The organism is Salmonella sp. NW1250 (genome assembly GCF_051812965.1).
Lineage (GTDB): Bacteria > Pseudomonadota > Gammaproteobacteria > Enterobacterales > Enterobacteriaceae > Salmonella > Salmonella enterica.
Map to the genome: position 1 here is coordinate 257,292 of NZ_JAMNDD010000001.1, position 25,155 is coordinate 282,446.

A 25,155-nucleotide genomic window follows, 5' to 3' on the forward strand; every position below is an offset into this window, starting at 1 on the left:
ATAATGTCTTCAGGAAACATCTTATGGGGAAATCAAAACCCTATTGTGTTTAAAAATAGCTTCGGCGTCAGTAACACTGATACCGGGGGGCAGGATGACTTATCCCAGCAAAATCCGTTTGCCGAAGGGTATGGTGTTTTGCTTATTCTCCTTATGGTTATTCAGGCTATCGCAAACGATAAATTTATTGAAGTCCAGCAGAACGCTGAACGTGCCAGAAATACCCAGGAAAAGTCAAATGAGATGGATGAGGTGATTGCTAAAGCAGCCAAGGGAGATGCTAAAACCAAAGAGGAGGTGCCTGAGGACGTAATTATATACATGCGTGAACACGGTATTCTCATCGATGGTCTGACCATTGATGAATATATGGCTAAATATGGCGATCATGGGAAGCTGGATAAAGGTGGTCTACAGGCGGTCAAAGCGGCTTTGGATAACGATGCCAACCGGAATACCGATCTTATGAGTCAGGGGCAGATAATAATTCAAAAAATGTCTCAGGAGCTTAACGCTGTCCTTACCCAACTGACGGGGCTTATCAGTAAGTGGGGGGAGATTTCCAGTATGATAGCGCAGAAAACGTACTCATGAAAAAAGACCCGACCCTACAACAGGCACATGACACGATGCGGTTTTTCCGGCGTGGCGGCTCGCTGCGTATGTTGTTGGATGACGATGTTACACAGCCGCTTAATACTCTGTATCGCTATGCCATGCAGCTTATGGAGGTAAAAGAATTCGCTGGCGCAGCGCGACTTTTTCAATTGCTGACGATATATGATGCCTGGTCATTTGACTACTGGTTTCGGTTAGGGGAATGCTGCCAGGCTCAAAAACATTGGGGGGAAGCGATATACGCTTATGGACGCGCGGCACAAATTAAGATTGATGCGCCGCAGGCGCCATGGGCCGCAGCGGAATGCTACCTCGCGTGTGATAACGTTTGTTATGCAATAAAAGCGTTAAAGGCCGTGGTGCGTATTTGCGGCGAGGTCAGTGAACATCAAATCCTCCGATTGCGTGCAGAAAAGATGTTACAGCAACTTTCTGACAGGAGCTAAAAATGAATCGAATTCACAGTAATAGCGATAGCGCCGCAGGAGTAACCGCCTTAACACATCATCACTTAAGCAATGTCAGTTGCGTTTCCTCGGGTTCGCTGGGAAAGCGCCAGCATCGTGTGAATTCTACTTTTGGCGATGGCAACGCCACGTCTCTGCTATCAGGGAAAATTAGTCTTCAGGAGGCAAGCAATGCGTTGAAGCAACTGCTTGATGCCGTACCCGGAAATCATAAGCGTCCATCATTGCCTGACTTTTTGCATATCAATCCCACTGTTTTATCAATGATGATGACGACATTAATACTCAACGTCTTTGGTAATAACGCTCAATCGTTATGCCAACAGCTTGAGCGGGCAACTGAGGTGCAAAATGCATTACGTAATAAGCAGGTAAAGGAGTATCAGGAGCAGATCCAGAAAGCGATAGAGCAGGAGGATAAAGCGCGTAAAGCGGGCATTTTTGGCGCTATTTTTGACTGGATTACCGGCATATTTGAAACCGTGATTGGCGCCTTAAAAGTTGTGGAGGGTTTTCTGTCCGGTAATCCCGCAGAAATGGCTAGCGGCGTAGCTTATATGGCCGCAGGTTGTGCAGGAATGGTTAAAGCCGGAGCCGAAACGGCAATGATGTGCGGTGCTGACCACGATACCTGTCAGGCGATTATTGACGTGGCAAGTAAAATTCAAGTTGGTTGTGAAGTCGTCGCGATGGCACTGGATGTTTTCCAGATTGGTCGTGCTTTTATGGCGACGAGAGGCTTATCTAGCGCAGCTGCAAAAGTTCTTGACTCCGGCTTAGGCGAAGAAATGGTTGAGCGTATGGTAGGTGCAGGGGAAGGAGAAATAGAGGAGTTGGCTGAAAAGTTTGGCGAAGAGGTGAGCGAAAATTTTTCCAAACAATTTGAGGCGATTGAACGTGAAATGGTTTCGCCGGGCGAGATGGAAGAGGAGTCTGCTGAGTTTTCTCGTAAGGTAGAAAATAATATGACGCGAAGCGCGGGAAAAAGTTTTACGAAAGAGGGGGTGAAAGCCATGGCAAAAGAAGCGGCAAAAGAAGCCCTGGAAAAATGTGCGCAGGAAGGGGGAAAGTTTCTGTTAAAAAATTTTCGTAATAAAGTTCTCTGGAATATGTTCAAAAAAATCCTGTATGCCTTACTGAGTGATTGTTCATTTAAAGGCTTACAGGCTATCAGATGTGCAACCGAGGGCGCCAATCAGATGAATACTGGCATGGTTAACGCAGATAAAGCGAAGCTCGAAAAGAAAATAGAGCAATTAATAACTCAGCAACGGTTTCTGGATTTCATAATGCAACAAACGGAAGACCAAAAAAAGATAGAACAAAAACGCTTAGAGGAGCTTTATAAGAGTAGTGGTGCCGCGCTTAGAGATGCATTAGATACCATTGATCACTATAGTAGCGTTCAGGCGAGAATAGCTGGCTGTCGCGCTTAATCTGAGGATAAAAATATGGAAGCGAGTAACGTAGCACTGGTATTACCAGCGCCTCCCTTGTTAACGCCTTCTTCCACTCCATCTCCCTCCGGGGAGGGAATGGGTACTGAATCAATGCTTCTGTTATTTGATAATATCTGGATGAAGCTAATGGAGCTTGCCAAAAAGCTGCGCAATATCATGCGCGACTATAACGTAGAAAAACAACGACTGTCCTGGGAACTGCAAGTCAATGTTTTACAGACGCAAATGAAAACAATTGATGAAGCGTTTAGAGCATCAATGATTACTGCGGGTGGCGCAATATTGTCGGGCGTGCTGACGATAGGATTAGGGGCCGTAGGCGGGGAGACCGGTCTTATAGCGGGTCAAGCCGTAGGCCACACTGCTGGAGGCGTCATGGGCCTGGGGGCCGGTGTAGCGCAACGTCAAAGTGATCAAGATAAAGCGATTGCCGACCTGCAACAAAATGGGTCCCAATCCTATAATAAATCCCTGACGGAAATTATGGAGAAAGCAACTGAAATTATGCAACAAATCATGGGCGTGGGGTCGTCACTGGTCGCGGTTCTTGCTGAAATACTCCGGGCATTAACGAGGTAAACATGGTGCAAGAAATAGAGCAATGGTTGCGTCGGCATCAGGTGTTTACTGAGCCTGCATATTTAGGGGAGACCGCCATATTACTTGGGCAACAGTTTATATTATCGCCTTACCTGGTGATCTATCGTATTGAGGCAAAAGAAATGATTATTTGTGAGTTCAGGCGCCTGACGCCCGGGCAACCTCGACCACAGCAATTGTTTCACTTACTGGGACTTTTACGCGGGATATTTGTGCATCACCCGCAGTTAACATGTTTAAAGATGTTGATAATCACCGACGTTCTGGATGAAAAAAAAGCCATGCTACGCAGGAAATTATTGCGCATCCTGACAGTAATGGGAGCGACCTTTACACAGCTTGATGGCGATAACTGGACAGTTTTATCCGCCGAGCATCTTATCCAGCGACGTTTTTAAATAACCTTCCTGACGTAAATCATTATCACGTGAAAATAACAATCAATAGGTATGATGATGAAAGAAGATCAGAAAAATAAAATACCCGAAGACATTCTGAAACAGCTATTATCCGTTGATCCGGAAAGCGTTTATGCCAGTGGTTACGCCTCATGGCAGGAGGGGGATTATTCGCGCGCCGTAATCGATTTTAGTTGGCTGGTGATGGCCCAGCCATGGAGTTGGCGTGCCCATATTGCATTGGCTGGCACCTGGATGATGCTTAAAGAATACACGACAGCCATTAATTTCTATGGACATGCCTTGATGCTGGATGCCAGCCATCCAGAACCGGTTTACCAAACGGGCGTCTGTCTCAAAATGATGGGGGAACCCGGGTTGGCGAGAGAGGCTTTTCAAACCGCAATCAAGATGAGTTATGCGGATGCCTCATGGAGTGAGATTCGCCAGAATGCGCAAATAATGGTTGATACTCTTATTGCTTAAATAACAGAACGAAATATGAAAATTCATATTCCGTCAGCGGCAAGCAATATAGTCGATGGTAATAGTCCTCCTTCCGATATACAAGCGAAGGAGGCATCGTTTCCTCCCCCTGAAATTCCAGCCCCTGGCACCCCCGCAGCCCCTGTGCTGCTTACGCCTGAACAAATAAGGCAGCAGAGGGATTATGCTATACATTTTATGCAATACACTATTCGTGCGCTGGGCGCGACAGTCGTGTTTGGATTATCGGTTGCTGCAGCGGTAATTTCTGGCGGGGCAGGATTACCCATTGCTATTCTTGCGGGGGCGGCGCTCGTGATTGCTATTGGGGATGCTTGCTGTGCGTATCATAATTATCAATTGATATGTCAGCAAAAGGAGCCGTTACAAACCGCCAGTGATAGCGTTGCTCTTGTGGTCAGTGCGCTGGCCTTAAAATGTGGGGCAAGTCTTAACTGCGCTAACACCCTTGCTAATTGTCTTTCTTTATTAATACGTTCAGGAATCGCTATTTCTTCGTTGGTTATACAACTACAGTTTCCACTGCCCGCCGCTGAAAATATAGCGGCCTCTTTGGACATGGGGAGTGTAATTACCTCCGTTAGCCTGACGGCGATAGGTGCGGTACTGGATTATTGCCTTGCCCGCCCCTCTGGCGACGATCAGGAAAATTCTGTTGATGAACTTTATGCCGATCCCAGTGCGTTATTGGCGGAACAAATGGCATCGCTCTGCCAATCTGCTACTACACCTGCATTAATAGACAGTTCTGGTCATACATCTCAGGGAGAACCATGAAACCTGTTAGCCCAAATGCTCAGGTAGCAGGGCAACGTCCTGTTAACGCGCCTGAGGAATCACCTCCATGTCCCTCATTGCCACATCCGGAAACCAATATGGAGAGTGGTAGAATAGGTCCTCAACAAGGAAATGAGCGGTTATTGGCCGGACTTGCGAAACGAGTGATAGAGTGTTTTCCAAAAGAAATTTTTAGTTGGCAAACGGTCATTTTGGGCGGACAGATTTTATGCTGTTCCGCTGGAATAGCATTAACAGTGCTAAGTGGTGGAGGCGCACCGCTCTTAGCCCTGGCGGGAATTGGCCTTGCTATTGCCATCGCGGATGTCGCCTGTCTTATCTACCATCATAAACATCATTTACCTATGGCTCACGACAGTATAGGCAATGCCGTTTTTTATATTGCTAATTGTTTCGCCAATCAACGCAAAAGTATGGCGATTGCTAAAGCCGTCTCCCTGGGCGGTAGATTAGTCTTAACCGCGACGGTAATGACGCATTCATACTGGAGTGGTAGTTTGGGACTACAGCCTCATTTATTAGAGCGTCTTAATGATATTACCTACGGACTAATGGGTTTTACTCGCTTCGGTATGGATGGGATGGCAATGACCGGTATGCAGGTCAGCAGCCCATTATATCGTTTGCTGGCTCAGGTGACGCCAGAACAACGTGCGCCGGAGTAATCGTTTCAGGTATATACCGGATGTTCATTGCTTTCTAAATTTTGCTATGTTGCCAGTATCCTTACGATGTATTTATTTTAAGGAAAAGCATTATGGATATTGCACAATTAGTGGATATGCTCTCCCACATGGCGCACCAGGCAGGGCAGGCTATTAATGACAAAATGAATGGTAATGATTTGCTAAACCCAGAATCGATGATTAAAGCGCAATTTGCCTTACAGCAGTATTCTACATTTATTAATTACGAAAGTTCACTGATCAAAATGATCAAGGATATGCTTAGTGGAATCATTGCTAAAATCTGAAGTTATTAGCGACGATGTTCGACGGTTGTTGCTGGAAATCATGTTTGCGGGCGTTAACCATAGCCTGATTTCCCAGGTACATGCGATGTTACCAGCGCTAACGGTTATTGTTCCGGATAAAAAATTACAGTTGGTATGTCTGGCATTATTGTTGGCGGGTTTAAATGAGCCGCTAAAAGCCGCAAAAATTTTATCGGATATTGATTTGCCAGAGGCTATGGCGCTGCGCCTGTTATTTCCTGCACCAAATGAGGGATTTGAAAATTGAATATTTCTGATATGAGCGTAGTGCCTGTAAGCACTCAATCTTATGTAAAGTCCTCTGCAGAACCGAGCCAGGAGCAAATTAATTTTTTTGAACAATTGCTGAAAGATGATGCATCCACCAGTAACGCCAGTGCTTTATTACCGCAGGTTATGTTGACCAGTCAAATGGATTATATGCAGTTAACGGTAGGCGTCGATTATCTTGCCAGAATATCAGGCGCAGCATCGCAAGCGCTTAATAAGCTGGATAGCATGACATGAAGGTTCAGCGTATAGTATTTCTTACTGTCCTTACGTTCTTTCTTACGGCATGTGATGTGGATCTTTATCGCTCATTGCCAGAAGATGAGGCGAATCAAATGCTGGCATTACTTATGCAGCATCATATTGATGCGGAAAAAAAACAGGAAGAGGATGGTGTAACCTTACGTGTCGAGCAGTCGCAGTTTATTAATGCGGTTGAGCTACTTAGACTTAACGGTTATCCGCATCGGCAGTTTACAACGGCGGATAAGATGTTTCCGGCTAATCAGTTAGTGGTATCCCCCCTGGAAGAACAGCAGAAGATTAATTTTTTAAAAGAACAAAGAATTGAAGGAATGCTGAGTCAGATGGAGGGCGTAATTAATGCAAAAGTGACCATTGCGCTACCGACTTATGATGAGGGAAGTAACGCTTCTCCGAGCTCAGTTGCCGTATTTATAAAATATTCACCTCAGGTCAATATGGAGGCCTTTCGGGTAAAAATTAAAGATTTAATAGAGATGTCAATCCCTGGGTTGCAATACAGTAAGATTAGTATCTTGATGCAGCCTGCTGAATTCAGAATGGTACCTGACGTACCCGCGAGGCAAACATTCTGGATTATGGACGTGATCAACGCCAATAAAGGGAAGGTGGTGAAGTGGTTGATGAAATACCCTTATCAGTTGATGTTATCGTTGACAGGACTGTTATTAGGAGTGGGTATCCTGATCGGCTATTTTTGCCTGAGACGCCGTTTTTGAGCCGACCTGATCCCGAGGTGTTGCAACTTTATCGTTATTTCTGGCAACCTGCTCGTTACGCTGTACCGGAATGGCTGGATAAGCTGGGTTTTCATCCTTCAAACTGCTGGCGTTATGGCGATCGGCCCGAGTTGGATCGTCTTCTTGACAGAGCGTTAAATAGACTAAGAGGAAGCTCTGTTATTCCAGCCTGTTTAAATGACAGGCAAAAACGGCAGGTTCGTCTTGCGCCGCGTATATCGGCATTTGCCTTTGGGCTGGGATTATTCAAACTCAGGTGTAGTGACTATTTTATGCTACCAGAGTATCGGCAATTGCTTCTACAGTGGTTTAGCGAGGATGAGATCTGGCAGCTATATGGTTGGTTGGGGCAAAAAGATGGCAAATTACTTCCTCCGCAAGTGATGCAACAAACTGCATTGCAGATCGGTACCGCCATTCTTAATCGGGAAGCGCATGATGATGCGGTTTTACATGCGCTATTAGTATTATTACCCCCTCCGCAGCGTATACTTTGGCCGAAGACTTCTCTTACCGAGATTATCTTCATGGAGCATTTGCTATGAGTTTTACTTCACTTCCTCTGACGGAAATTAACCATAAGCTACCCGCTCGAAATATTATTGAGTCACCGTGGATAACATTACAATTAACTTTATTTGCACAAGAGCAACAAGCTAAGAGAGTTTCACATGCTATTGTGAGCTCCGCTTACCGTAAGGCTGAAAAAATCATCCGAGACGCCTATCGTTATCAGCGTGAACAGAAAGTTGAGCAGCAACAAGAACTAGCGTGGTTGCGTAAAAATACGCTGGAAAAAATGGAAGTGGAATGGCTGGAACAGCATGTAAAACATTTACAAGAAGATGAAAATCAATTTCGTTCATTGGTCGATCAAGCAGCGCATCATATTAAAAATAGTATAGAACAGGTTCTGTTGGCCTGGTTCGACCAACAGTCGGTAGACAGTGTTATGTGCCATCGTCTGGCACGCCAGGCCACGGCTATGGCGGAAGAGGGAGCGCTTTATTTGCGTATTCATCCTGAAAAAGAGGCATTGATGCGTGAAACTTTTGGCAAGCGGTTTACGTTGATTATCGAGCCTGGTTTCTCTCCCGATCAGGCTGAACTTTCCTCAACACGATATGCCGTTGAATTTTCACTTTCTCGTCATTTCAACGCGTTACTGAAATGGTTACGTAATGGTGAAGATAAAAGAGGTAGCGATGAATATTAAAATTAATGAGATAAAAATGACGCCCCCTACAGCATTTACCCCTGGCCAGGTTATAGAGGAACAAGAGGTTATTTCGCCTTCAATGTTAGCTCTCCAGGAGTTACAGGAAACGACGGGGGCAGCGCTCTATGAGACGATGGAAGAAATAGGAATGGCGCTGAGTGGTAAACTGCGCGAAAGTTATAAATTCACGGATGCTGAGAAACTGGAGCGCAGACAGCAGGCTTTGCTGCGTTTGATAAAACAAATACAGGAGGATAATGGAGCAACGTTGCGTCCGCTTACCGAAGAGAATAGTGATCCTGATTTACAGGATGCGTATCAAATTATCGCTCTTGCAATGGCGCTTACTGCCGGCGGGTTGTCAAAAAAGAAAAAACGCGATTTGCAATCGCAACTGGATACGCTTACAGCGGAGGAGGGGTGGGAACTTGCCGTTTTTAGTTTACTGGAGCTTGGCGAAGTGGATACCGCTACGCTGTCCTCGCTGAAGCGTTTTATGCAACAGGCGATAGACAACGATGAAATGCCCTTATCGCAGTGGTTCAGACGCGTGGCAGACTGGCCGGATCGCTGTGAACGGGTCCGTATTTTGCTAAGAGCAATAGCCTTTGAACTTAGCATATGCATCGAACCCTCGGAGCAAAGTCGTTTGGCCGCAGCATTAGTACGTTTGCGTCGTTTGTTGTTATTCCTTGGCCTTGAAAAAGAGTGCCAGCGTGAGGAGTGGATTTGCCAGTTGCCGCCTAATACATTACTGCCGCTACTACTCGATATTATTTGTGAGCGCTGGCTTTTCAGTGATTGGTTGCTTGATAGACTTACCGCTATAGTTTCTTCATCGAAGATGTTCAATCGGTTACTCCAACAACTTGATGCGCAGTTTATGCTGATACCTGATAACTGTTTTAACGACGAAGATCAACGTGAACAAATTCTCGAAACGCTTCGTGAAGTAAAGGTAAATCAGGTTTTATTCTGATACCTGGCTTTCAATATTTAGGTAAATTGGCGTTCTGGCTCATCATGAGGCGGCAGGATGGATTGGGATCTTATTACTGAACGTAATATTCAGCTTTTTATTCAATTAGCAGGATTGGCTGAACGTCCTTTAGCAACCAATATGTTCTGGCGGCAAGGACAATATGAAACCTATCTAAACTATCATAACGGTCGTATTCACTTATGTCAGATACTCAAGCAAACCTTCTTAGACGAAGATCTGCTTTTTAAAGCCTTAACTCACTGGAAACCTGCAGCGTTCCAGGGTATTCCTCAACGATTATTTTTGTTGCGCGATGGGCTTGCAATGAGCTGTTCTCCTCCTCTTTCCAGCTCCGCCGAGCTCTGGTTACGATTACATCATCGACAAATAAAATTTCTGGAGTCGCAATGCGTTCATGGTTAGGTGAGGGAATCAGGGCGCAACAGTGGCTCAGTGTATGCGCGGGTCGGCAGGATATGGTTCTGGCGACAGTGTTATTAATCGCTATTGTGATGATGCTGTTACCTTTACCGACCTGGATGGTTGATATCCTGATTACTATCAACCTTATGTTTTCAGTGATCCTGCTCTTAATTGCTATTTATCTTAGTGACCCTCTCGATTTATCGGTATTTCCGTCTTTATTACTTATTACCACATTATATCGTTTGTCACTCACAATCAGCACATCACGGCTGGTACTGTTACAACATAATGCCGGTAATATTGTGGATGCCTTCGGTAAGTTTGTCGTAGGAGGAAATCTCACCGTTGGGTTGGTCGTATTTACCATCATTACTATCGTGCAGTTTATTGTCATTACAAAAGGTATCGAGAGGGTGGCGGAAGTTAGCGCACGTTTCTCGCTTGATGGGATGCCAGGCAAACAAATGAGTATCGATGGCGATTTGCGTGCCGGAGTTATCGATGCAGACCATGCCCGTACATTAAGACAGCACGTCCAGCAGGAAAGCCGCTTTCTCGGTGCGATGGACGGTGCGATGAAATTTGTTAAAGGCGATACGATTGCCGGTATTATTGTTGTTCTGGTGAACATTATCGGCGGTATCATTATCGCTATCGTGCAATATGATATGTCGATGAGTGAGGCTGTTCACACTTATAGCGTACTGTCAATCGGAGATGGTTTATGTGGGCAAATTCCATCGCTGCTGATTTCCCTTAGCGCGGGAATTATTGTCACCCGTGTTCCGGGTGAGAAACGCCAGAACCTGGCGACAGAGTTGAGTTCTCAAATTGCCAGACAACCTCAGTCGCTCATATTAACCGCTGTGGTTTTAATGCTCCTCGCTTTAATTCCTGGCTTTCCTTTTATCACTCTCGCTTTCTTTTCAGCGTTGTTAGCATTGCCAATTATCCTCATTCGCCGCAAAAAGTCTGTGGTTTCCGCAAATGGCGTCGAAGCACCGGAAAAAGATAGTATGGTTCCCGGCGCATGTCCTCTAATCTTACGTCTTACCCCGACGTTACATTCTGCCGACCTGATTCGTGATATTGACGCCATGAGATGGTTTTTATTTGAGGATACCGGCGTCCCTCTCCCTGAGGTGAATATTGAAGTTTTGCCTGAACCCACCGAAAAATTGACGGTACTGCTATATCAGGAACCCGTATTTAGTTTATCTATCCCCGCCCAGGCGGATTATTTATTGATAGGCGCGGACGCTAGTGTGGTGGGTGACAGCCAGACGTTACCGAACGGGATGGGGCAGATCTGTTGGCTTACAAAAGAGATGGCCCATAAGGCGCAAGGTTTTGGACTGGACGTTTTCGCGGGCAGCCAACGTATCTCTGCCTTATTAAAATGTGTCCTGCTTCGCCATATGGGAGAGTTTATTGGTGTTCAGGAAACGCGTTATCTAATGAATGCGATGGAAAAAAACTACTCTGAGCTGGTGAAAGAGCTTCAGCGCCAGTTACCCATTAATAAAATCGCTGAAACTTTGCAGCGGCTTGTATCAGAACGGGTTTCTATTAGAGATTTACGTCTTATTTTCGGCACCTTAATTGACTGGGCGCCACGTGAAAAAGATGTCCTGATGTTGACAGAATATGTCCGTATCGCGCTTCGCCGTCATATTCTGCGTCGTCTTAATCCGGAAGGAAAACCGCTGCCGATTTTGCGGATCGGCGAAGGTATTGAGAACCTCGTGCGTGAATCCATTCGCCAGACGGCAATGGGGACCTATACTGCGCTGTCGTCTCGTCATAAGACGCAGATCCTGCAACTTATCGAGCAGGCGCTGAAGCAGTCAACCAAATTATTCATTGTCACTTCTGTCGACACCCGACGTTTCTTGCGAAAAATTACAGAAGCCACCTTGTTCGACGTACCGATTTTGTCATGGCAGGAATTAGGAGAGGAGAGCCTTATACAAGTGGTAGAAAGTATTGACCTTAGCGAAGAGGAGTTGGCGGACAATGAAGAATGAATTGATGCAACGTCTGAGGCTGAAATATCCGCCCCCCGATGGTTATTGTCGATGGGGCCGAATTCAGGATGTCAGCGCAACGTTGTTAAATGCGTGGTTGCCTGGGGTATTTATGGGCGAGTTGTGCTGTATAAAGCCTGGGGAAGAACTTGCTGAAGTCGTGGGGATTAATGGCAGCAAAGCTTTGCTATCTCCTTTTACGAGTACTATCGGGCTTCACTGCGGGCAGCAAGTGATGGCCTTAAGGCGACGCCATCAGGTTCCCGTGGGCGAAGCGTTATTAGGGCGAGTCATTGATGGATTTGGTCGTCCCCTTGATGGCCGCGAACTGCCCGACGTCTGCTGGAAAGACTATGATGCAATGCCTCCTCCCGCAATGGTTCGACAGCCTATCACTCAACCATTAATGACGGGGATTCGCGCTATTGATAGCGTTGCGACCTGTGGCGAAGGGCAACGAGTGGGTATTTTTTCTGCTCCTGGCGTGGGGAAAAGCACGCTTCTGGCGATGCTGTGTAATGCGCCAGACGCAGACAGCAATGTTCTGGTGTTAATTGGTGAACGTGGACGAGAAGTCCGCGAGTTCATCGATTTTACATTGTCTGAAGAGACCCGAAAACGTTGTGTCATTGTTGTCGCAACCTCTGACAGACCCGCCTTAGAGCGCGTGAGGGCGCTGTTTGTGGCCACCACGATAGCAGAATTTTTTCGCGATAATGGAAAGCGAGTCGTCTTGCTTGTCGACTCACTGACGCGTTATGCCAGGGCCGCACGGGAAATCGCTCTGGCCGCCGGAGAGACCGCGGTTTCTGGAGAATATCCGCCAGGCGTATTTAGTGCATTGCCACGACTTTTAGAACGTACAGGAATGGGAGAAAAAGGCAGTATTACCGCATTTTATACGGTACTGGTGGAAGGCGATGATATGAATGAGCCGTTGGCGGATGAAGTCCGTTCACTGCTTGACGGACATATTGTGCTATCCCGGCGGCTTGCAGAGAGGGGGCATTATCCTGCCATTGACGTGTTGGCAACGCTCAGCCGCGTTTTTCCAGTCGTTACCAGCCATGAGCATCGTCAACTGGCGGCGATATTGCGACGGTGCCTGGCGCTTTACCAGGAGGTTGAACTGTTAATACGCATTGGGGAATACCAGCGAGGAGTTGATACTGATACTGACAAAGCCATTGATACCTATCCGGATATTTGCACATTTTTGCGACAAAGTAAGGATGAAGTATGCGGACCCGAGCTACTCATAGAAAAATTACACCAAATACTCACCGAGTGATCATGGAAACTTTGCTGGAGATAATCGCGCGGCGTGAAAAGCAATTACGCGGCAAGCTTACCGTACTTGATCAGCAGCAACAGGCGATTATTACGGAACAGCAGATTTGCCAGACGCGCGCTTTAGCAGTGTCTGCCAGACTGAAAGAATTAATGGGCTGGCAAGGTACGTTATCTTGTCATTTATTGTTGGATAAGAAACAACAAATGGCCGGGTTATTCACTCAGGCGCAGAGCTTTTTGACGCAACGGCAGCAGTTAGAGAATCAGTATCAGCAGCTTGTCTCCCGGCGAAGCGAATTACAGAAGAATTTTAATGCGCTTATGAAAAAGAAAGAAAAAATTACTATGGTATTAAGCGATGCGTATTACCAAAGTTGAGGGAAGTCTTGGGTTGCCATGCCAGTCTTATCAGGATGATAACGAGGCGGAGGCGGAACGTATGGACTTTGAACAACTCATGCACCAGGCATTACCCATTGGTGAGAATAATCCTCCTGTAGCATTGAACAAGAACGTGGTTTTCACGCAACGTTATCGTGTTAGTGGTGGTTATCTTGACGGTGTAGAGTGTGAAGTATGTGAATCAGGGGGGCTAATCCAGTTAAGAGTCAATGTCCCTCATCATGAAATTTACCGTTCGATGAAAGCGCTAAAGCAGTGGCTGGAGTCTCAGTTGTTGCATATGGGGTATATAATTTCCCTGGAGATATTCTATGTTAAGAATAGCGAATGAAGAGCGTCCGTGGATGGAGATGCTTCCAACGCAAGGCGCTACCATTGGTGAGCTGACATTGAGTATGCAACAATATCCAGTACAGCAAGGGACATTATTTACCATACATTATCATAATGAGCTGGGTAGGGTGTGGATTGCAGAACAATGCTGGCAGCGCTGGTGTGAAGGGTTAATTGGCACCGCTAATCGATCGGTTATCGATCCTGAATTGCTATACGGAATAGCTGAATGGGGGCTGGCGCCGTTATTGCAAGCCAGTGATGCCACCCTCTGTCAGAACGAACCGCCAACATCCTGCAGTAATCTACCACATCAGCTAGCGTTGCATATTAAATGGACAGTTGAAGAACATGAGTTCCATAGCATTATTTTTACATGGCCAACGGGTTTTCTGCGCAATATAGTCGGAGAGCTTTCTGCTGAGCGTCAACAGATTTATCCTGCCCCTCCTGTGGTAGTCCCTGTATATTCAGGTTGGTGCCAGCTTACATTAATCGAACTTGAGTCTATCGAAATCGGCATGGGCGTTCGGATTCATTGCTTCGGCGACATCAGACTCGGTTTTTTTGCTATTCAACTACCTGGGGGAATCTACGCAAGGGTGTTGCTGACAGAGGATAACACGATGAAATTTGACGAATTAGTCCAGGATATCGAAACGCTACTTGCGTCAGGGAGTCCAATGTCAAAGAGTGACGGAACGTCTTCAGTCGAACTTGAGCAGATACCACAACAGGTGCTCTTTGAGGTCGGACGTGCGAGTCTGGAAATTGGACAATTACGACAACTTAAAACGGGGGACGTTTTGCCTGTAGGGGGATGTTTTGCGCCAGAGGTGACGATAAGAGTAAATGACCGTATTATTGGGCAAGGTGAGTTGATTGCCTGTGGTAATGAATTTATGGTGCGTATTACACGTTGGTATCTTTCCAAAAATACAGCGTAAACCTGATAACAAAAATAATATGCGAACAATATAATAGCGTTCCAGGTCGTGTCATGAGAGATACAGTATGTCTTTACCCGATTCGCCTTTGCAACTGATTGGTATATTGTTTCTGCTTTCAATACTGCCTCTCATTATCGTCATGGGAACTTCTTTCCTTAAACTGGCGGTGGTATTTTCGATTTTACGAAATGCTCTGGGTATTCAACAAGTTCCCCCAAATATCGCACTGTATGGCCTTGCGCTTGTACTTTCCTTATTCATTATGGGACCGACGCTATTAGCTGTAAAAGAGCGCTGGCATCCGGTTCAGGTTGCTGGCGCTCCTTTCTGGACGTCTGAGTGGGACAGTAAAGCATTAGCGCCTTATCGACAGTTTTTGCAAAAAAACTCTGAAGAGAAGGAAGCCAATTATTTTCGGAATTTGATAAAACGAACCTGGCCTGAAGACATCAAAAGAAAGATAAAACCTGATTCTTTGCTCATATTAATTCCGGCATTTACGGTGAGTCAGTTAACGCAGGCATTTCGGATTGGATTACTTATTTATCTTCCCTTTCTGGCTATTGACCTGCTTATTTCAAATATACTGCTGGCTATGGGGATGATGATGGTGTCGCCGATGACCATTTCATTACCGTTTAAGCTGCTAATATTTTTACTGGCAGGCGGTTGGGATCTGACACTGGCGCAATTGGTACAGAGCTTTTCATGAATGATTCTGAATTGACGCAATTTGTAACGCAACTTTTATGGATCGTCCTTTTTACGTCTATGCCGGTAGTGTTGGTGGCATCGGTAGTTGGTGTCATCGTAAGCCTTGTTCAGGCCTTGACTCAAATACAGGACCAAACGCTACAGTTTATGATTAAATTATTGGCAATTGCAATAACCTTAATGGTCAGCTACCCATGGCTTAGCGGTATCCTGTTGAATTATACCCGGCAGATAATGTTACGAATTGGAGAGCATGGTTGAATGGCACAACAGGTAAATGAGTGGCTTATTGCATTGGCTGTGGCTTTTATTCGACCATTGAGCCTTTCTTTATTACTTCCCTTATTAAAAAGTGGCAGTTTAGGGGCCGCACTTTTACGTAATGGCGTGCTTATGTCACTTACCTTTCCGATATTACCAATCATTTACCAGCAGAAGATTATGATGCATATTGGTAAAGATTACAGTTGGTTAGGGTTAGTCACTGGAGAGGTGATTATTGGTTTTTTAATTGGGTTTTGTGCGGCGGTTCCCTTTTGGGCCGTTGATATGGCGGGGTTTCTGCTTGATACTTTACGTGGCGCGACAATGGGTACGATATTCAATTCTACAATGGAAGCTGAAACCTCACTTTTTGGCTTGCTTTTCAGCCAGTTTTTGTGTGTTATTTTCTTTATAAGCGGCGGCATGGAGTTTATATTAAATATTCTGTATGAGTCATATCAATATTTACCACCAGGGCGTACTTTATTATTTGACCGGCAATTTTTAAAATATATCCAGGCAGAGTGGAGAACGCTTTATCAATTATGCATCAGCTTCTCTCTTCCTGCCATAATATGTATGGTATTAGCCGATCTGGCTTTAGGTCTTTTAAATCGGTCGGCACAACAATTGAATGTGTTTTTCTTCTCAATGCCGCTCAAAAGTATATTGGTTCTACTGACGCTCCTGATCTCATTCCCTTATGCTCTTCATCACTATTTGGTTGAAAGTGATAAATTTTATATTTATCTAAAAGACTGGTTTCCATCTGTATGAGCGAGAAAACAGAACAGCCTACAGAAAAGAAATTACGTGATGGCCGTAAGGAAGGGCAGGTTGTCAAAAGTATTGAAATAACATCATTATTTCAGCTGATTGCGCTTTATTTGTATTTTCATTTCTTTACTGAAAAGATGATTTTGATACTGATTGAGTCAATAACTTTCACATTACAATTAGTAAATAAACCATTTTCTTATGCATTAACGCAATTGAGTCATGCTTTAATAGAGTCATTGACTTCTGCACTGCTGTTTCTGGGCGCTGGGGTAATAGTTGCTACTGTGGGTAGCGTGTTTCTTCAGGTGGGGGTGGTTATTGCCAGCAAGGCCATTGGTTTTAAAAGCGAGCACATAAATCCGGTAAGTAATTTTAAGCAGATATTCTCTTTACATAGCGTAGTAGAATTATGTAAATCCAGCCTGAAAGTTATCATGTTATCTCTTATCTTTGCCTTTTTCTTTTATTATTATGCCAGTACTTTTCGGGCGCTACCGTACTGTGGGTTAGTCTGTGGTCTGCTTGTGGTTTCTTCTTTAATAAAATGGTTATGGGTAGGGGTAATGGCTTTTTATATCGTCGTTGGCATACTGGACTATTCTTTTCAATATTATAAGATTAGAAAAGATCTAAAAATGAGTAAAGATGACGTAAAACAGGAGCATAAAGATCTGGAGGGCGATCCTCAAATGAAGACACGGCGTCGGGAAATGCAGAGTGAAATACAGAGTGGGAGTTTAGCTCAATCTGTTAAACAATCTGTTGCGGTAGTGCGTAATCCAACGCATATTGCGGTTTGTCTCGGCTATCATCCCACCGATATGCCAATACCACGCGTTCTGGAAAAAGGCAGTGATGCTCAAGCTAACTATATCGTTAACATCGCTGAACGCAACTGCATCCCCGTTGTTGAAAATGTTGAGCTGGCCCGCTCATTATTTTTTGAAGTGGAACGCGGAGATAAAATTCCTGAAACGTTATTTGAACCCGTTGCAGCCTTGTTACGTATGGTGATGAAGATAGATTATGCGCATTCTACCGAAACACCATAAATGCCTTTGGTATGCTTCTTCAGGCCACTGCGAAGGTTAAGAGGGGTAATACAGTATAGAGCAGCGCTTGACGATAAAGATGAGAGACTGAAAATAATCGCTTTTAGCTTGGCACAAGCACCAGATAGCGTATTTTAAAATTAAACAAGATAATGGATTGGTGCGTCTGAATGGACTCGAACCATCGACCCCCACCATGTCAAGGTGGTGCTCTAACCAACTGAGCTACAGACGCATTAAAATGATGGTGCGTTCAATTGGACTCGAACCAACGACCCCCACCATGTCAAGGTGGTGCTCTAACCAACTGAGCTATGAACGCAACGTTGTAGGTGACAACGGGGACGAATATTAGCGTCACAACTGCAATGAGGCAAGAGGGAAATCGCAATTTTCTTCCTGAAATCACCTGATTGCGGTGGAAATATGCAACATGTCGAGAAAATAGCCGCCATGCGACGGCTATCGTCGTATTATCGCGCAGCGCGCTGCAAAATGATGGCGGACGGCTGACGTTGTAGATAGCGCATCCGTAGCATCATTAACACCGCCGCCGAGGTCAGGCCGATGATGAACCCCATCCAGAAGCCTGCCGGTCCCATACGATCCACCACCAGATCCGTTAACGCCAGGATATAACCGCTGGGTAAACCTAACACCCAGTAGGCGGTAAAGGTGATAAAAAAGATGGAACGCGTATCTTTATAACCGCGCAGAATACCGCTGCCGATAACCTGTATAGAGTCGGAAATCTGGTAAACCGCAGCGAGCAGCATTAATTGCGCGGCAAGCGCCACGACCTCAGGGTTGTCATTGTAGAGCAAAGCAATATGCTTACGCAGAGTCACGGTAAAGATCGCGGTAACCACAGCCATACAAATGCCAACGCCTAAACCGGTACGCGCTGCGGTTTGCGCATCCAGCGTTGAGCCCTGGCCCAGACGATAACCCACTCGAATCGTTACCGCCGCAGCCAGCGACATCGGCAGCACGAACATCAGCGAGCTAAAGTTAAGCGCAATCTGATGACCCGCGACATCCACAATACCTAATGGCGAAACCAGCAGCGCAACGACCGCAAACAACGTCACTTCAAAGAACAGCGCCAGCGCAATCGGCAACCCTAGTTGAATCAGGCGCTTCATGACGACGCTATCAGGTTTGCCAAAGCCTGTTTCATTACGAATATCACGCATTGAACGCGCGTGTTTAATGTAAGAAAGCATGGCGATAAACATCACCCAATAGACCGCTGCGGTCGCAACGCCGCAGCCGATACCGCCAAGTTCAGGCATACCAAAATGGCCATAGATAAAAATATAGTTCACCGGAATATTCACCAGCAGGCCCAAAAATCCCATCACCATACCCGGTTTGGTTTTGGCCAGACCTTCGCACTGGTTTCGCGCTACCTGAAAGAAAAGGTATCCTGGCGCGCCCCACAGCAGCGCGCGAAGATAACCCACGGCTTTATCGGCCAGCGCCGGATCAATATTATGCATGGAGCGGATAATGTATCCGGCATTCCACAAGACGATCATCACCAGCACGGAGACAAAGCCCGCCAGCCAGAACCCTTGTCGAACCTGATGCGCGATACGCTCACGGCGGCCGGAGCCATTGAGTTGCGCAATCACAGGCGTCAAGGCCAGCAGTAAGCCGTGACCAAACAAAATGGCGGGAAGCCAGATAGAGGTGCCGATAGCGACGGCAGCCATGTCCGTAGCGCTATAGCCTCCCGCCATGACGGTATCGACGAATCCCATTGCGGTCTGTGCCACTTGATCAAGGATCACCGGTATCGCTAACGCTAATAACTGACGCGCTTCACTGGTATACTTCTGCACGTATTCACCTTTTATTTTGTTGTTATATGAAAGACTAAAAAGCCGCCGTAGTGGCAGCCAAAAGAAATAGCAGGGGAAATTTCAGTCTATTGTAGCGGGGTATTACTATTTCTCCAGCGAAAAAACAGTTGTTAACGGCGCATTGCTGGCAAGCTGTTTTTCCACCTGCTATTGTGCTGAACAGTTCTGCTTTTATTTATTTCAGGAGTTGAAGATATGTTTACGGGGATCGTACAGGGTACCGCGAAACTGGTATCGATTGATGAAAAACCCAACTTTCGCACCCATGTGGTGACGTTACCGGACTACATGCTGGAGGGGCTGGAGACGGGGGCGTCGGTAGCGCATAACGGATGCTGTTTGACGGTGACTGAAATAAACGGCAATCAGATAAGTTTTGATCTGATGAAAGAAACGTTGCGCATCACCAATCTGGGCGCGTTGAGGGTAGGTGATGAGGTCAACGTAGAGCGCGCCGCCAAATTCAGCGATGAAATCGGTGGACATCTGATGTCGGGGCATATTATTACGACGGCGGAGATCGCGAAAATCCTGACCTCCGAAAATAACCATCAGGTGTGGTTTAAAGTGCAGGATGCGTCCCTGATGAAGTATATCCTGTACAAAGGCTTTATCGGCGTCGACGGCATCAGTTTGACCGTCGGCGAGGTAACGCCAACGCGCTTCTGCGTGCATCTCATTCCGGAAACGCTGGAGCGTACTACGCTTGGCAGAAAAAAACTGGGTGAGCGTGTGAATATCGAGATCGATCCGCAAACGCAGGCGGTTGTCGATACCGTAGAACGCGTACTGGCTGCGCGAGAAAATGCGGTCAGAAATCAGGCCGACATTGGCTAACGGAAAATAAGATTCCCCCGCATGAAATGCGGGGGCGATGATTAGCGAGGAACGCGCAGACCGTTTTCAACGCCGCGCGTAAATACCACCTGCCAAAGCTGGATATCACGTGCGCGAAACGCACCCGCGCAGGCATTGAGATAATAGCTGAACATACGTTTAAAGCGCTCGTTATAATTGCCCGCAATCTCTGGCCAGGCATTGATAAAGCGCTCATGCCACGCCATCAGAGTCGTGTCATAGTCGGCGCCAAAGTTATGCCAGTCTTCCATTACAAAGTGTGATTCGCTGGCCTCGGCGATTTGACGAACAGACGGCAAACAACCGTTGGGGAAAATATACTTATTGATCCACGGATCGACATTATGATCGGTTTTTTTAGAACCAATAGTATGGAGCAGGAAAAGACCATCCGGTTTTAAATTCCTGTCAACGACCTCAAAATAGGTGTTGTAGTTTTTTGGCCCGACATGTTCGAACATACCGACGGAGACGATTCGGTCAAACTGATCGTTAAGGTCGCGATAATCTTCGAGGAGAATGGAGACATCCAGACCTTCGCAACGCGTCTGCGCCATTTTTTGTTGTTCAGCGGAGATCGTTACGCCCACCACGCTAACGCCATAATGGGTCGCCATATATTGCGACAGGCCGCCCCAGCCGCAGCCGATATCCAGCACACGCATCCCCGGTTGTAGCTGTAGCTTTTCGCAAATCAATTTCAGCTTGGCTTGCTGTGCCGCTTCCAGCGTATCGGCATCTTTCCAGTAGGCGCAAGAATATTGCATATAGGGATCGAGCATACGGGAAAAAAGGTCATTACCAAGATCGTAATGTTCCTTGCCGACAATCCAGGCGCGTTTTTTACTTTGTAGATTAATCAGACGCGCGCCGAGGATACGGAGCGTATCTTTAACATGGTGGGGGAGTTGATTTTCAAGACCGGCACGTAAGACTTTGCTGAAGAAAATATCCAGACGCTCGCATTCCCACCAGCCATCCATGTAACTCTCACCTAACCCCAACGATCCTTCCTGAAGGACGCGTTTAAAAAAATCGGGATTCTTAACACGAATGTCAGACGGGGCGGAACCATTAATTGTAATATCCGCGCGACTTAACAATTCGTTGGCGATTCGGTACCAGTTATCATCCGGTACGCTGACTTCTTCTATACACGATGAACTCATAGTTTCTCCATCACTGGACGGTGATCAGAACCTTAAAACAGCGTAGACGCTTTTTTGGCTTTGTGAGAAATCCCACGGGCAATTCCGTGAGCCAGTTATCCGACGTAGAACAGAGGAAGGGAGGAACCCTTGCCGAAAAGGCCATCCATGGTGAATCGGGAACGCTCCGGTTCCCGTTAATGCCTAATAATTATCGTAATATAAACAACCGTGAATCAGTATAGGCCGCAATTTTTGATGATTCAACCGAAAATTGTTAGCGTGCTAATTACCAGCGGTTAACAAGCTTTTAGTGAGACTTGTCGTGGGCGACATTGGCATGAGGAAACCCAGTCTCAGCGCACTCTGCATGAGACTGCATTTTATAGCCTAACGCCGCCAGAACAACGGTAGAGAGCATTACGCTGGTGGTGGTCAGTAGCGGCGTGCTGATGAGCCATGAAACCACCAGGCTTGCCAGGAAACATAACCCCAGCTGCAGCGTATTTTGTAGCGCCGCAGCGCGCCCCGTGGCTTGAGGGAAAGGGCGTAACGCTTGCGCGACGACGATAGGGTAGATGGCGCCATTAGCAATCGCCATTACGCAGAAAGGAATCAGGATCTCCACCAGTGAGGTATTATTCAGAAGGCCCGCTCCCCAGGTGGCGATAACGCTCAGCGCGTACAGCCCTAATAGCCACGGAAGCAATTGGTAGCCCTGCCATTTTTGTAGCGCCGCGCGGCAACCATATCCGCCAATCAGAAAAGCGATGGTTTGCGGAACATAGCTCAGGCCAATCACTGCCGGGCTGTAACCCATCGCGCTGAGAATAAACGGGGACCCTGTTAGCCACGCAAAAAAGCTGGCGGAACAGGCGGCATAAATCAGCACATTACCGCGATAGGTTTTAGAGCGTAACAACGTCGCGAAAGTGAGTTTATCCTGTCCTTCGGTACGCGCTTTTACCGATGGTTTTAAGCGCAGCGCCGGCAACATCAGCAACAACGTAATCACGAACAGAGTGGCGAAAATCGCCTGCCATGAGAAATGCGTCAGTATCCAGCTTCCCAGTAAGGGCGCAAGCGCCGGGGATAATCCCACCAGTGGCATGATAGTGGCGAAGATACGGTTAATTTTTTGCGAAGGATAATAATCGGTCACCAGCGCTTGCCAGATTACCGTTGCCGCACAAACGCCGACGGCCTGCACAAAGCGCAGCGTCAGCAGTGCTGCCGCGCTTTCTACCCACAGCATCCCCAGACTTCCGAGCGCAAAGATAGATAACCCCAGCAGTAAAATCGGTTTACGGCCATAACGATCCGATAGCGGTCCCCAGAGGAGTTGCGCGACGGCAAAGCCAGCTAAAAACAGGCTGAGGCTGGCGCTGACCGCGGCGGCAGGCGTTTGTAAATCCGCCTGTATGGCGGCAAACGCGGGCAGGTACATGTCCGTAGCCAGAAATCCCAGCACGCTAAGACCGGCTAACCAGACTAAAAAACCTTTTCCAGGTTGCATATTTGTTTCTCTTTCTTATCAGACAGACATTGTCGCAGAGTGTAGGGAGTGAAATTACGGTTGTGAAACGTTAATATTTGTCCAGTGAATTCAAAATTTTTGTAGGCAAATTATGTGGTCGGAATACTCGCTTGAAGTGGTTGACGCCGTAGCGCGCAATGGCAGTTTTAGCGCGGCGGCGCAGGAACTGCACCGTGTGCCTTCAGCAGTCAGTTACACCGTTCGTCAGTTAGAGGAGTGGCTGGCCGTACCGCTTTTTGTACGACGTCACCGTGATGTTGAACTGACGCCTGCTGGCGTCTGGTTTTTAAAAGAAGGGCGTTCTGTTATCAAAAAAATGCAGATCACTCGCCAACAGTGTCAGCAAATTGCTAATGGCTGGCGCGGGCAGTTAGCTATTGCGGTGGACAATATCGTCAGACCAGAACGTACCCGGCAGATGATCGTCGATTTCTATCGCCATTTTGACGATGTGGAACTGCTGGTTTTTCAGGAGGTGTTTAACGGCGTCTGGGACGCGCTCTCCGACGGGCGTGTCGAACTGGCGATTGGGGCGACGCAGGCGATTCCGGTAGGGGGGCGTTACGCTTTTCGGGATATGGGGACCCTGAGCTGGAGCTGCGTAGTGGCAAGCGATCACCCGCTGGCGTCGATGCCTGGGCCGTTAAGCGATGATACCCTGCGCAACTGGCCGTCGCTGGTCAGGGAGGACACTTCGCGAACCTTACCGAAACGGATTACCTGGCTGCTGGATAACCAAAAAAGGGTCGTCGTACCGGACTGGGAGTCATCGGCAACCTGCCTGTCGGCAGGACTATGCGTGGGAATGGTGCCGACGCATTTTGCCCGCCAGTGGATAGACAGCGGAAAATGGGTGGCGCTGACGTTAGAGAATCCGTTTCCCGATGCGGCCTGTTGCGTGACGTGGCAGCAAAACGAGGCCTCGCCCGCGCTGGCATGGCTGCTGGACTATTTGGGCGATAGCGAAACGTTGAATCGGGAGTGGCTGCGGGAGCCAGAAGAGGCTCCCGACAGCGGGGATTAACGCCGATAGTCGCGGAACGGGCCGTCAGCGACCGAGCGACGCTCAACCAGGCGTGGATGAACTTCAATAGACTGTGACTCTTCACGCTTATTGACGATGCGATCCAGTAGCATATTAAATGCGGTTTCGCCTAAAGAGTCTTTGGGCTGGTGAATCGTCGTCAGCGCCGGGGTAAAGAAACGGGCGTTACGCACATTGTCATAACCGATCACCGAAACGTCCTGCGGTACGCGAAGCCCCATTTCGTCAGCCGCGCAAAGCGCGCCCATCGCCATAATATCGCCGCCGCAGAAAACGGCGGTAGGGCGATGTGACTGCGATAAGATTTGCTGCATCGCGTGGTAACCGGATTCCGGCTCGAAGTCGCCCTGAACAATCCAGTTGTCCGGCACGTTGATCAGCGCCTCCTCCATGGCTTTCATAAAGCCTGCCAGCCGGCCCGCGCCGGTGTTGCGCTCCAGCGGGCCGGGAATAACGCCGATATCCCGGTGGCCGCGCTCAACCAGATAACGACCCGCCATATAGCCGCCTGCAAAGGCGTTATCAATCACCGTGTCGGTAAAATCGGCCTTCGCTTCACCCCAGTCCATCACCACCATCGGAATATGGCGATACTCTTCCAGCATGGAAAGCAGAGGTTCTGGATACTCAGAACACATCACCAGCAGGCCATCCACGCGCTTTTGCGCCATCATGGACAGGTAGGCGCGCTGTTTTTCCAGGTTATTCCAGGCGTTGCCTAAAATCAGCGTATAGCCTTTCTGGAAACAGTTTTTTTCAACTGCCTCGATAATTTCGGCAAAATAGGCCGCTTCGCTGCTGGTCGCCAGTAAGCCTATCGACTTGGTATGGTTAACCTTCAGGCTACGCGCGACGGCGCTGGGAGAGTAGTGCAGCTCTTTAATTGCCGCCCAGACCGCGTTACGCGTTTCTTCAGCGACAAAACGCGTTTTGTTGATTACGTGTGATACAGTTGTAGTGGAAACGTTTGCTCGTTTCGCTACATCTTTAATTGTTGCCATTACATTTCACTCCAGACCCTCGCTAAGCTCCTGAGAAACGCCAGGTAAACGTTTGCCTACACACACCCTAATCGCAACATCAGGGTTGCGGCACGCCGGAAAAACGACACGGAACGTCAGGAAGGGGTCAATGGCCGTTA

At 47.3% G+C, this 25,155-nt stretch carries 31 protein-coding genes and 2 tRNA genes; 27 read left to right on the forward strand and 6 right to left on the reverse strand.

The annotated features are described in order from the left end of the window. Nucleotides 1-3 precede the first annotated feature (3 nt). The 25 genes from sseB (at nucleotide 4) to ssaU (ending at nucleotide 17,558) form a co-directional block, all read left to right on the forward strand. Entirely contained in the window at nucleotides 4-594 is a 591-nt protein-coding gene (gene sseB, locus NBA72_RS01335; protein WP_000094420.1) for an SPI-2 type III secretion system translocon protein SseB, read from the forward strand. Then, on the forward strand, nucleotides 591-1,064 hold the full coding sequence (gene sscA / locus NBA72_RS01340; protein ID WP_000711023.1) for a SycD/LcrH family type III secretion system chaperone SscA: 474 nt from the start codon (nucleotides 591-593) through the stop codon (nucleotides 1,062-1,064). Before sseB ends, sscA begins: the two co-directional genes overlap by 4 nt. Nucleotides 1,065-1,066: 2 nt before the next feature. Further along, nucleotides 1,067-2,521, forward strand: a complete 1,455-nt coding sequence (locus NBA72_RS01345; protein ID WP_001079771.1) for a type III secretion system translocon protein — start codon at nucleotides 1,067-1,069, stop codon at nucleotides 2,519-2,521. Nucleotides 2,522-2,536: 15 nt separating this feature from the next. After that, nucleotides 2,537-3,124, forward strand: a complete 588-nt coding sequence (gene sseD / locus NBA72_RS01350) for an SPI-2 type III secretion system translocon protein SseD (protein ID WP_042947385.1) — start codon at nucleotides 2,537-2,539, stop codon at nucleotides 3,122-3,124. Nucleotides 3,125-3,126: 2 nt separating this feature from the next. Further along, nucleotides 3,127-3,543: an LcrR family type III secretion system chaperone SseE gene (gene sseE, locus NBA72_RS01355; RefSeq protein WP_000249606.1), complete on the forward strand. Its 417-nt coding sequence runs from the start codon at nucleotides 3,127-3,129 to the stop codon at nucleotides 3,541-3,543. A gap of 51 nt (nucleotides 3,544-3,594) precedes the next feature. After that, nucleotides 3,595-4,029 (forward strand): SycD/LcrH family type III secretion system chaperone SscB, encoded by a 435-nt coding sequence (gene sscB / locus NBA72_RS01360; protein ID WP_000979962.1) that lies wholly within the window; start codon nucleotides 3,595-3,597, stop codon nucleotides 4,027-4,029. 15 nt (nucleotides 4,030-4,044) lie between these two features. After that, nucleotides 4,045-4,827 (forward strand): type III secretion systems effector SseF, encoded by a 783-nt coding sequence (gene sseF / locus NBA72_RS01365; RefSeq protein WP_023194622.1) that lies wholly within the window; start codon nucleotides 4,045-4,047, stop codon nucleotides 4,825-4,827. Further along, nucleotides 4,824-5,513 carry a pathogenicity island 2 effector protein SseG gene (sseG, locus tag NBA72_RS01370; protein WP_000805837.1) on the forward strand — a complete coding sequence of 230 codons (690 nt, stop codon included), beginning with the start codon at nucleotides 4,824-4,826 and terminating at the stop codon, nucleotides 5,511-5,513. The genes sseF and sseG overlap by 4 nt, the downstream gene beginning before the upstream one ends. 92 nt (nucleotides 5,514-5,605) lie before the next feature. Continuing rightward, nucleotides 5,606-5,821 (forward strand): type III secretion system needle filament protein SsaG, encoded by a 216-nt coding sequence (ssaG, locus tag NBA72_RS01375; protein ID WP_000350226.1) that lies wholly within the window; start codon nucleotides 5,606-5,608, stop codon nucleotides 5,819-5,821. Beyond that, entirely contained in the window at nucleotides 5,799-6,089 is a 291-nt protein-coding gene (locus NBA72_RS01380) for an EscG/YscG/SsaH family type III secretion system needle protein co-chaperone (protein ID WP_000444713.1), read from the forward strand. The genes ssaG and NBA72_RS01380 overlap by 23 nt, the downstream gene beginning before the upstream one ends. An 11-nt stretch (nucleotides 6,090-6,100) precedes the next feature. Next, the gene (ssaI, locus tag NBA72_RS01385) at nucleotides 6,101-6,349 is read left to right on the forward strand and encodes a SctI family type III secretion system inner rod subunit SsaI (RefSeq protein ID WP_023194623.1); all 249 of its coding nucleotides are present in this window, start codon (nucleotides 6,101-6,103) and stop codon (nucleotides 6,347-6,349) included. Then, nucleotides 6,346-7,095 (forward strand): SPI-2 type III secretion system apparatus lipoprotein SsaJ, encoded by a 750-nt coding sequence (gene ssaJ, locus NBA72_RS01390; protein WP_042947379.1) that lies wholly within the window; start codon nucleotides 6,346-6,348, stop codon nucleotides 7,093-7,095. The genes ssaI and ssaJ overlap by 4 nt, the downstream gene beginning before the upstream one ends. Before the next feature lie 17 nt (nucleotides 7,096-7,112). Next, on the forward strand, nucleotides 7,113-7,661 hold the full coding sequence (locus NBA72_RS01395) for a type III secretion system domain-containing protein (protein WP_023194624.1): 549 nt from the start codon (nucleotides 7,113-7,115) through the stop codon (nucleotides 7,659-7,661). Then, nucleotides 7,658-8,332: an SPI-2 type III secretion system apparatus protein SsaK gene (gene ssaK, locus NBA72_RS01400; RefSeq protein ID WP_000011191.1), complete on the forward strand. Its 675-nt coding sequence runs from the start codon at nucleotides 7,658-7,660 to the stop codon at nucleotides 8,330-8,332. Before NBA72_RS01395 ends, ssaK begins: the two co-directional genes overlap by 4 nt. Next, nucleotides 8,298-9,314, forward strand: coding sequence for an SPI-2 type III secretion system apparatus protein SsaL (gene ssaL / locus NBA72_RS01405; RefSeq protein WP_077917520.1), 1,017 nt, complete (start codon nucleotides 8,298-8,300; stop codon nucleotides 9,312-9,314). The genes ssaK and ssaL overlap by 35 nt, the downstream gene beginning before the upstream one ends. 57 nt (nucleotides 9,315-9,371) lie before the next feature. Next, nucleotides 9,372-9,740, forward strand: a complete 369-nt coding sequence (gene ssaM / locus NBA72_RS01410) for an SPI-2 type III secretion system apparatus protein SsaM (RefSeq protein ID WP_000383700.1) — start codon at nucleotides 9,372-9,374, stop codon at nucleotides 9,738-9,740. After that, nucleotides 9,725-11,770, forward strand: a complete 2,046-nt coding sequence (ssaV, locus tag NBA72_RS01415; protein WP_020898731.1) for an SPI-2 type III secretion system apparatus protein SsaV — start codon at nucleotides 9,725-9,727, stop codon at nucleotides 11,768-11,770. The genes ssaM and ssaV overlap by 16 nt, the downstream gene beginning before the upstream one ends. After that, nucleotides 11,760-13,061: a SctN family type III secretion system ATPase SsaN gene (ssaN, locus tag NBA72_RS01420; RefSeq protein WP_042947375.1), complete on the forward strand. Its 1,302-nt coding sequence runs from the start codon at nucleotides 11,760-11,762 to the stop codon at nucleotides 13,059-13,061. The genes ssaV and ssaN overlap by 11 nt, the downstream gene beginning before the upstream one ends. Before the next feature lie 2 nt (nucleotides 13,062-13,063). Further along, complete coding sequence (ssaO, locus tag NBA72_RS01425; protein WP_042947374.1) at nucleotides 13,064-13,441, forward strand: SPI-2 type III secretion system apparatus protein SsaO; 378 nt, start codon at nucleotides 13,064-13,066, stop codon at nucleotides 13,439-13,441. Next, nucleotides 13,422-13,796 carry an SPI-2 type III secretion system apparatus protein SsaP gene (gene ssaP / locus NBA72_RS01430; protein ID WP_001223306.1) on the forward strand — a complete coding sequence of 125 codons (375 nt, stop codon included), beginning with the start codon at nucleotides 13,422-13,424 and terminating at the stop codon, nucleotides 13,794-13,796. The genes ssaO and ssaP overlap by 20 nt, the downstream gene beginning before the upstream one ends. After that, nucleotides 13,777-14,745 (forward strand): SPI-2 type III secretion system cytoplasmic ring protein SsaQ, encoded by a 969-nt coding sequence (gene ssaQ, locus NBA72_RS01435; protein ID WP_000944180.1) that lies wholly within the window; start codon nucleotides 13,777-13,779, stop codon nucleotides 14,743-14,745. Before ssaP ends, ssaQ begins: the two co-directional genes overlap by 20 nt. Before the next feature lie 67 nt (nucleotides 14,746-14,812). Next, nucleotides 14,813-15,460 carry an SPI-2 type III secretion system export apparatus protein SsaR gene (ssaR, locus tag NBA72_RS01440; protein ID WP_000056367.1) on the forward strand — a complete coding sequence of 216 codons (648 nt, stop codon included), beginning with the start codon at nucleotides 14,813-14,815 and terminating at the stop codon, nucleotides 15,458-15,460. Further along, nucleotides 15,457-15,723: an SPI-2 type III secretion system apparatus protein SsaS gene (gene ssas / locus NBA72_RS01445; RefSeq protein ID WP_000999982.1), complete on the forward strand. Its 267-nt coding sequence runs from the start codon at nucleotides 15,457-15,459 to the stop codon at nucleotides 15,721-15,723. The genes ssaR and ssas overlap by 4 nt, the downstream gene beginning before the upstream one ends. Continuing rightward, nucleotides 15,724-16,503: an SPI-2 type III secretion system apparatus protein SsaT gene (gene ssaT / locus NBA72_RS01450; RefSeq protein WP_000068762.1), complete on the forward strand. Its 780-nt coding sequence runs from the start codon at nucleotides 15,724-15,726 to the stop codon at nucleotides 16,501-16,503. Continuing rightward, nucleotides 16,500-17,558, forward strand: a complete 1,059-nt coding sequence (ssaU, locus tag NBA72_RS01455; RefSeq protein ID WP_001291718.1) for an SPI-2 type III secretion system apparatus protein SsaU — start codon at nucleotides 16,500-16,502, stop codon at nucleotides 17,556-17,558. Before ssaT ends, ssaU begins: the two co-directional genes overlap by 4 nt. A 158-nt stretch (nucleotides 17,559-17,716) precedes the next feature. Here the strand turns inward: ssaU and NBA72_RS01460 are convergent. The 3 genes from NBA72_RS01460 to mdtK all read right to left on the reverse strand — a co-directional run bounded on the left by NBA72_RS01460 (nucleotide 17,717) and on the right by mdtK (nucleotide 19,405). Then, a tRNA-Val gene (locus NBA72_RS01460) sits at nucleotides 17,717-17,793 on the reverse strand. 10 nt (nucleotides 17,794-17,803) lie between these two features. Continuing rightward, nucleotides 17,804-17,880: transfer RNA gene (locus tag NBA72_RS01465), tRNA-Val, on the reverse strand. A gap of 151 nt (nucleotides 17,881-18,031) precedes the next feature. After that, complete coding sequence (mdtK, locus tag NBA72_RS01470; protein ID WP_042947370.1) at nucleotides 18,032-19,405, reverse strand: multidrug efflux MATE transporter MdtK; 1,374 nt, start codon at nucleotides 19,403-19,405, stop codon at nucleotides 18,032-18,034. Nucleotides 19,406-19,621: 216 nt separating this feature from the next. Between mdtK and NBA72_RS01475 the strand changes: the two genes are divergently transcribed. Beyond that, entirely contained in the window at nucleotides 19,622-20,263 is a 642-nt protein-coding gene (locus tag NBA72_RS01475; RefSeq protein ID WP_000493971.1) for a riboflavin synthase, read from the forward strand. A gap of 41 nt (nucleotides 20,264-20,304) precedes the next feature. Here NBA72_RS01475 and cfa read toward each other — a convergent pair whose 3' ends face one another. Continuing rightward, complete coding sequence (gene cfa / locus NBA72_RS01480) at nucleotides 20,305-21,453, reverse strand: cyclopropane fatty acyl phospholipid synthase (protein WP_000098879.1); 1,149 nt, start codon at nucleotides 21,451-21,453, stop codon at nucleotides 20,305-20,307. Nucleotides 21,454-21,742: 289 nt separating this feature from the next. Continuing rightward, nucleotides 21,743-22,948 (reverse strand): purine nucleoside transporter PunC, encoded by a 1,206-nt coding sequence (gene punC / locus NBA72_RS01485; protein ID WP_042947368.1) that lies wholly within the window; start codon nucleotides 22,946-22,948, stop codon nucleotides 21,743-21,745. Nucleotides 22,949-23,060: 112 nt separating this feature from the next. Here punC and punR point away from each other — a divergent pair, with 112 nt between their 5' ends. Next, nucleotides 23,061-23,993: a DNA-binding transcriptional activator PunR gene (gene punR, locus NBA72_RS01490; protein ID WP_000269523.1), complete on the forward strand. Its 933-nt coding sequence runs from the start codon at nucleotides 23,061-23,063 to the stop codon at nucleotides 23,991-23,993. Here punR and purR read toward each other — a convergent pair. Beyond that, a complete protein-coding gene (gene purR / locus NBA72_RS01495) occupies nucleotides 23,990-25,015 on the reverse strand; it encodes an HTH-type transcriptional repressor PurR (protein WP_000190992.1) in 1,026 nt (341 codons plus the stop codon). The two genes, punR and purR, sit on opposite strands and share 4 nt — an antisense overlap. Nucleotides 25,016-25,155: the final 140 nt, after the last annotated feature.

Coding starts and splice junctions, on each gene's coding strand:
- sseB (WP_000094420.1), top strand. CDS start 4: ATGTCTTCAGGAAACATCTTATGGGGAAATCAAAACCCTATTGTGTTT.
- sscA (WP_000711023.1), top strand. CDS start 591: ATGAAAAAAGACCCGACCCTACAACAGGCACATGACACGATGCGGTTT.
- NBA72_RS01345 (WP_001079771.1), top strand. CDS start 1,067: ATGAATCGAATTCACAGTAATAGCGATAGCGCCGCAGGAGTAACCGCC.
- sseD (WP_042947385.1), top strand. CDS start 2,537: ATGGAAGCGAGTAACGTAGCACTGGTATTACCAGCGCCTCCCTTGTTA.
- sseE (WP_000249606.1), top strand. CDS start 3,127: ATGGTGCAAGAAATAGAGCAATGGTTGCGTCGGCATCAGGTGTTTACT.
- sscB (WP_000979962.1), top strand. CDS start 3,595: ATGATGATGAAAGAAGATCAGAAAAATAAAATACCCGAAGACATTCTG.
- sseF (WP_023194622.1), top strand. CDS start 4,045: ATGAAAATTCATATTCCGTCAGCGGCAAGCAATATAGTCGATGGTAAT.
- sseG (WP_000805837.1), top strand. CDS start 4,824: ATGAAACCTGTTAGCCCAAATGCTCAGGTAGCAGGGCAACGTCCTGTT.
- ssaG (WP_000350226.1), top strand. CDS start 5,606: ATGGATATTGCACAATTAGTGGATATGCTCTCCCACATGGCGCACCAG.
- ssaI (WP_023194623.1), top strand. CDS start 6,101: ATGAGCGTAGTGCCTGTAAGCACTCAATCTTATGTAAAGTCCTCTGCA.
- ssaJ (WP_042947379.1), top strand. CDS start 6,346: ATGAAGGTTCAGCGTATAGTATTTCTTACTGTCCTTACGTTCTTTCTT.
- ssaK (WP_000011191.1), top strand. CDS start 7,658: ATGAGTTTTACTTCACTTCCTCTGACGGAAATTAACCATAAGCTACCC.
- ssaL (WP_077917520.1), top strand. CDS start 8,298: ATGGTGAAGATAAAAGAGGTAGCGATGAATATTAAAATTAATGAGATA.
- ssaM (WP_000383700.1), top strand. CDS start 9,372: ATGGATTGGGATCTTATTACTGAACGTAATATTCAGCTTTTTATTCAA.
- ssaV (WP_020898731.1), top strand. CDS start 9,725: ATGCGTTCATGGTTAGGTGAGGGAATCAGGGCGCAACAGTGGCTCAGT.
- ssaN (WP_042947375.1), top strand. CDS start 11,760: ATGAAGAATGAATTGATGCAACGTCTGAGGCTGAAATATCCGCCCCCC.
- ssaO (WP_042947374.1), top strand. CDS start 13,064: ATGGAAACTTTGCTGGAGATAATCGCGCGGCGTGAAAAGCAATTACGC.
- ssaP (WP_001223306.1), top strand. CDS start 13,422: ATGCGTATTACCAAAGTTGAGGGAAGTCTTGGGTTGCCATGCCAGTCT.
- ssaQ (WP_000944180.1), top strand. CDS start 13,777: ATGTTAAGAATAGCGAATGAAGAGCGTCCGTGGATGGAGATGCTTCCA.
- ssaR (WP_000056367.1), top strand. CDS start 14,813: ATGTCTTTACCCGATTCGCCTTTGCAACTGATTGGTATATTGTTTCTG.
- ssas (WP_000999982.1), top strand. CDS start 15,457: ATGAATGATTCTGAATTGACGCAATTTGTAACGCAACTTTTATGGATC.
- ssaT (WP_000068762.1), top strand. CDS start 15,724: ATGGCACAACAGGTAAATGAGTGGCTTATTGCATTGGCTGTGGCTTTT.
- ssaU (WP_001291718.1), top strand. CDS start 16,500: ATGAGCGAGAAAACAGAACAGCCTACAGAAAAGAAATTACGTGATGGC.
- NBA72_RS01475 (WP_000493971.1), top strand. CDS start 19,622: ATGTTTACGGGGATCGTACAGGGTACCGCGAAACTGGTATCGATTGAT.
- cfa (WP_000098879.1), bottom strand. CDS start 21,453: ATGAGTTCATCGTGTATAGAAGAAGTCAGCGTACCGGATGATAACTGG.
- punC (WP_042947368.1), bottom strand. CDS start 22,948: ATGCAACCTGGAAAAGGTTTTTTAGTCTGGTTAGCCGGTCTTAGCGTG.
- punR (WP_000269523.1), top strand. CDS start 23,061: ATGTGGTCGGAATACTCGCTTGAAGTGGTTGACGCCGTAGCGCGCAAT.
- purR (WP_000190992.1), bottom strand. CDS start 25,015: ATGGCAACAATTAAAGATGTAGCGAAACGAGCAAACGTTTCCACTACA.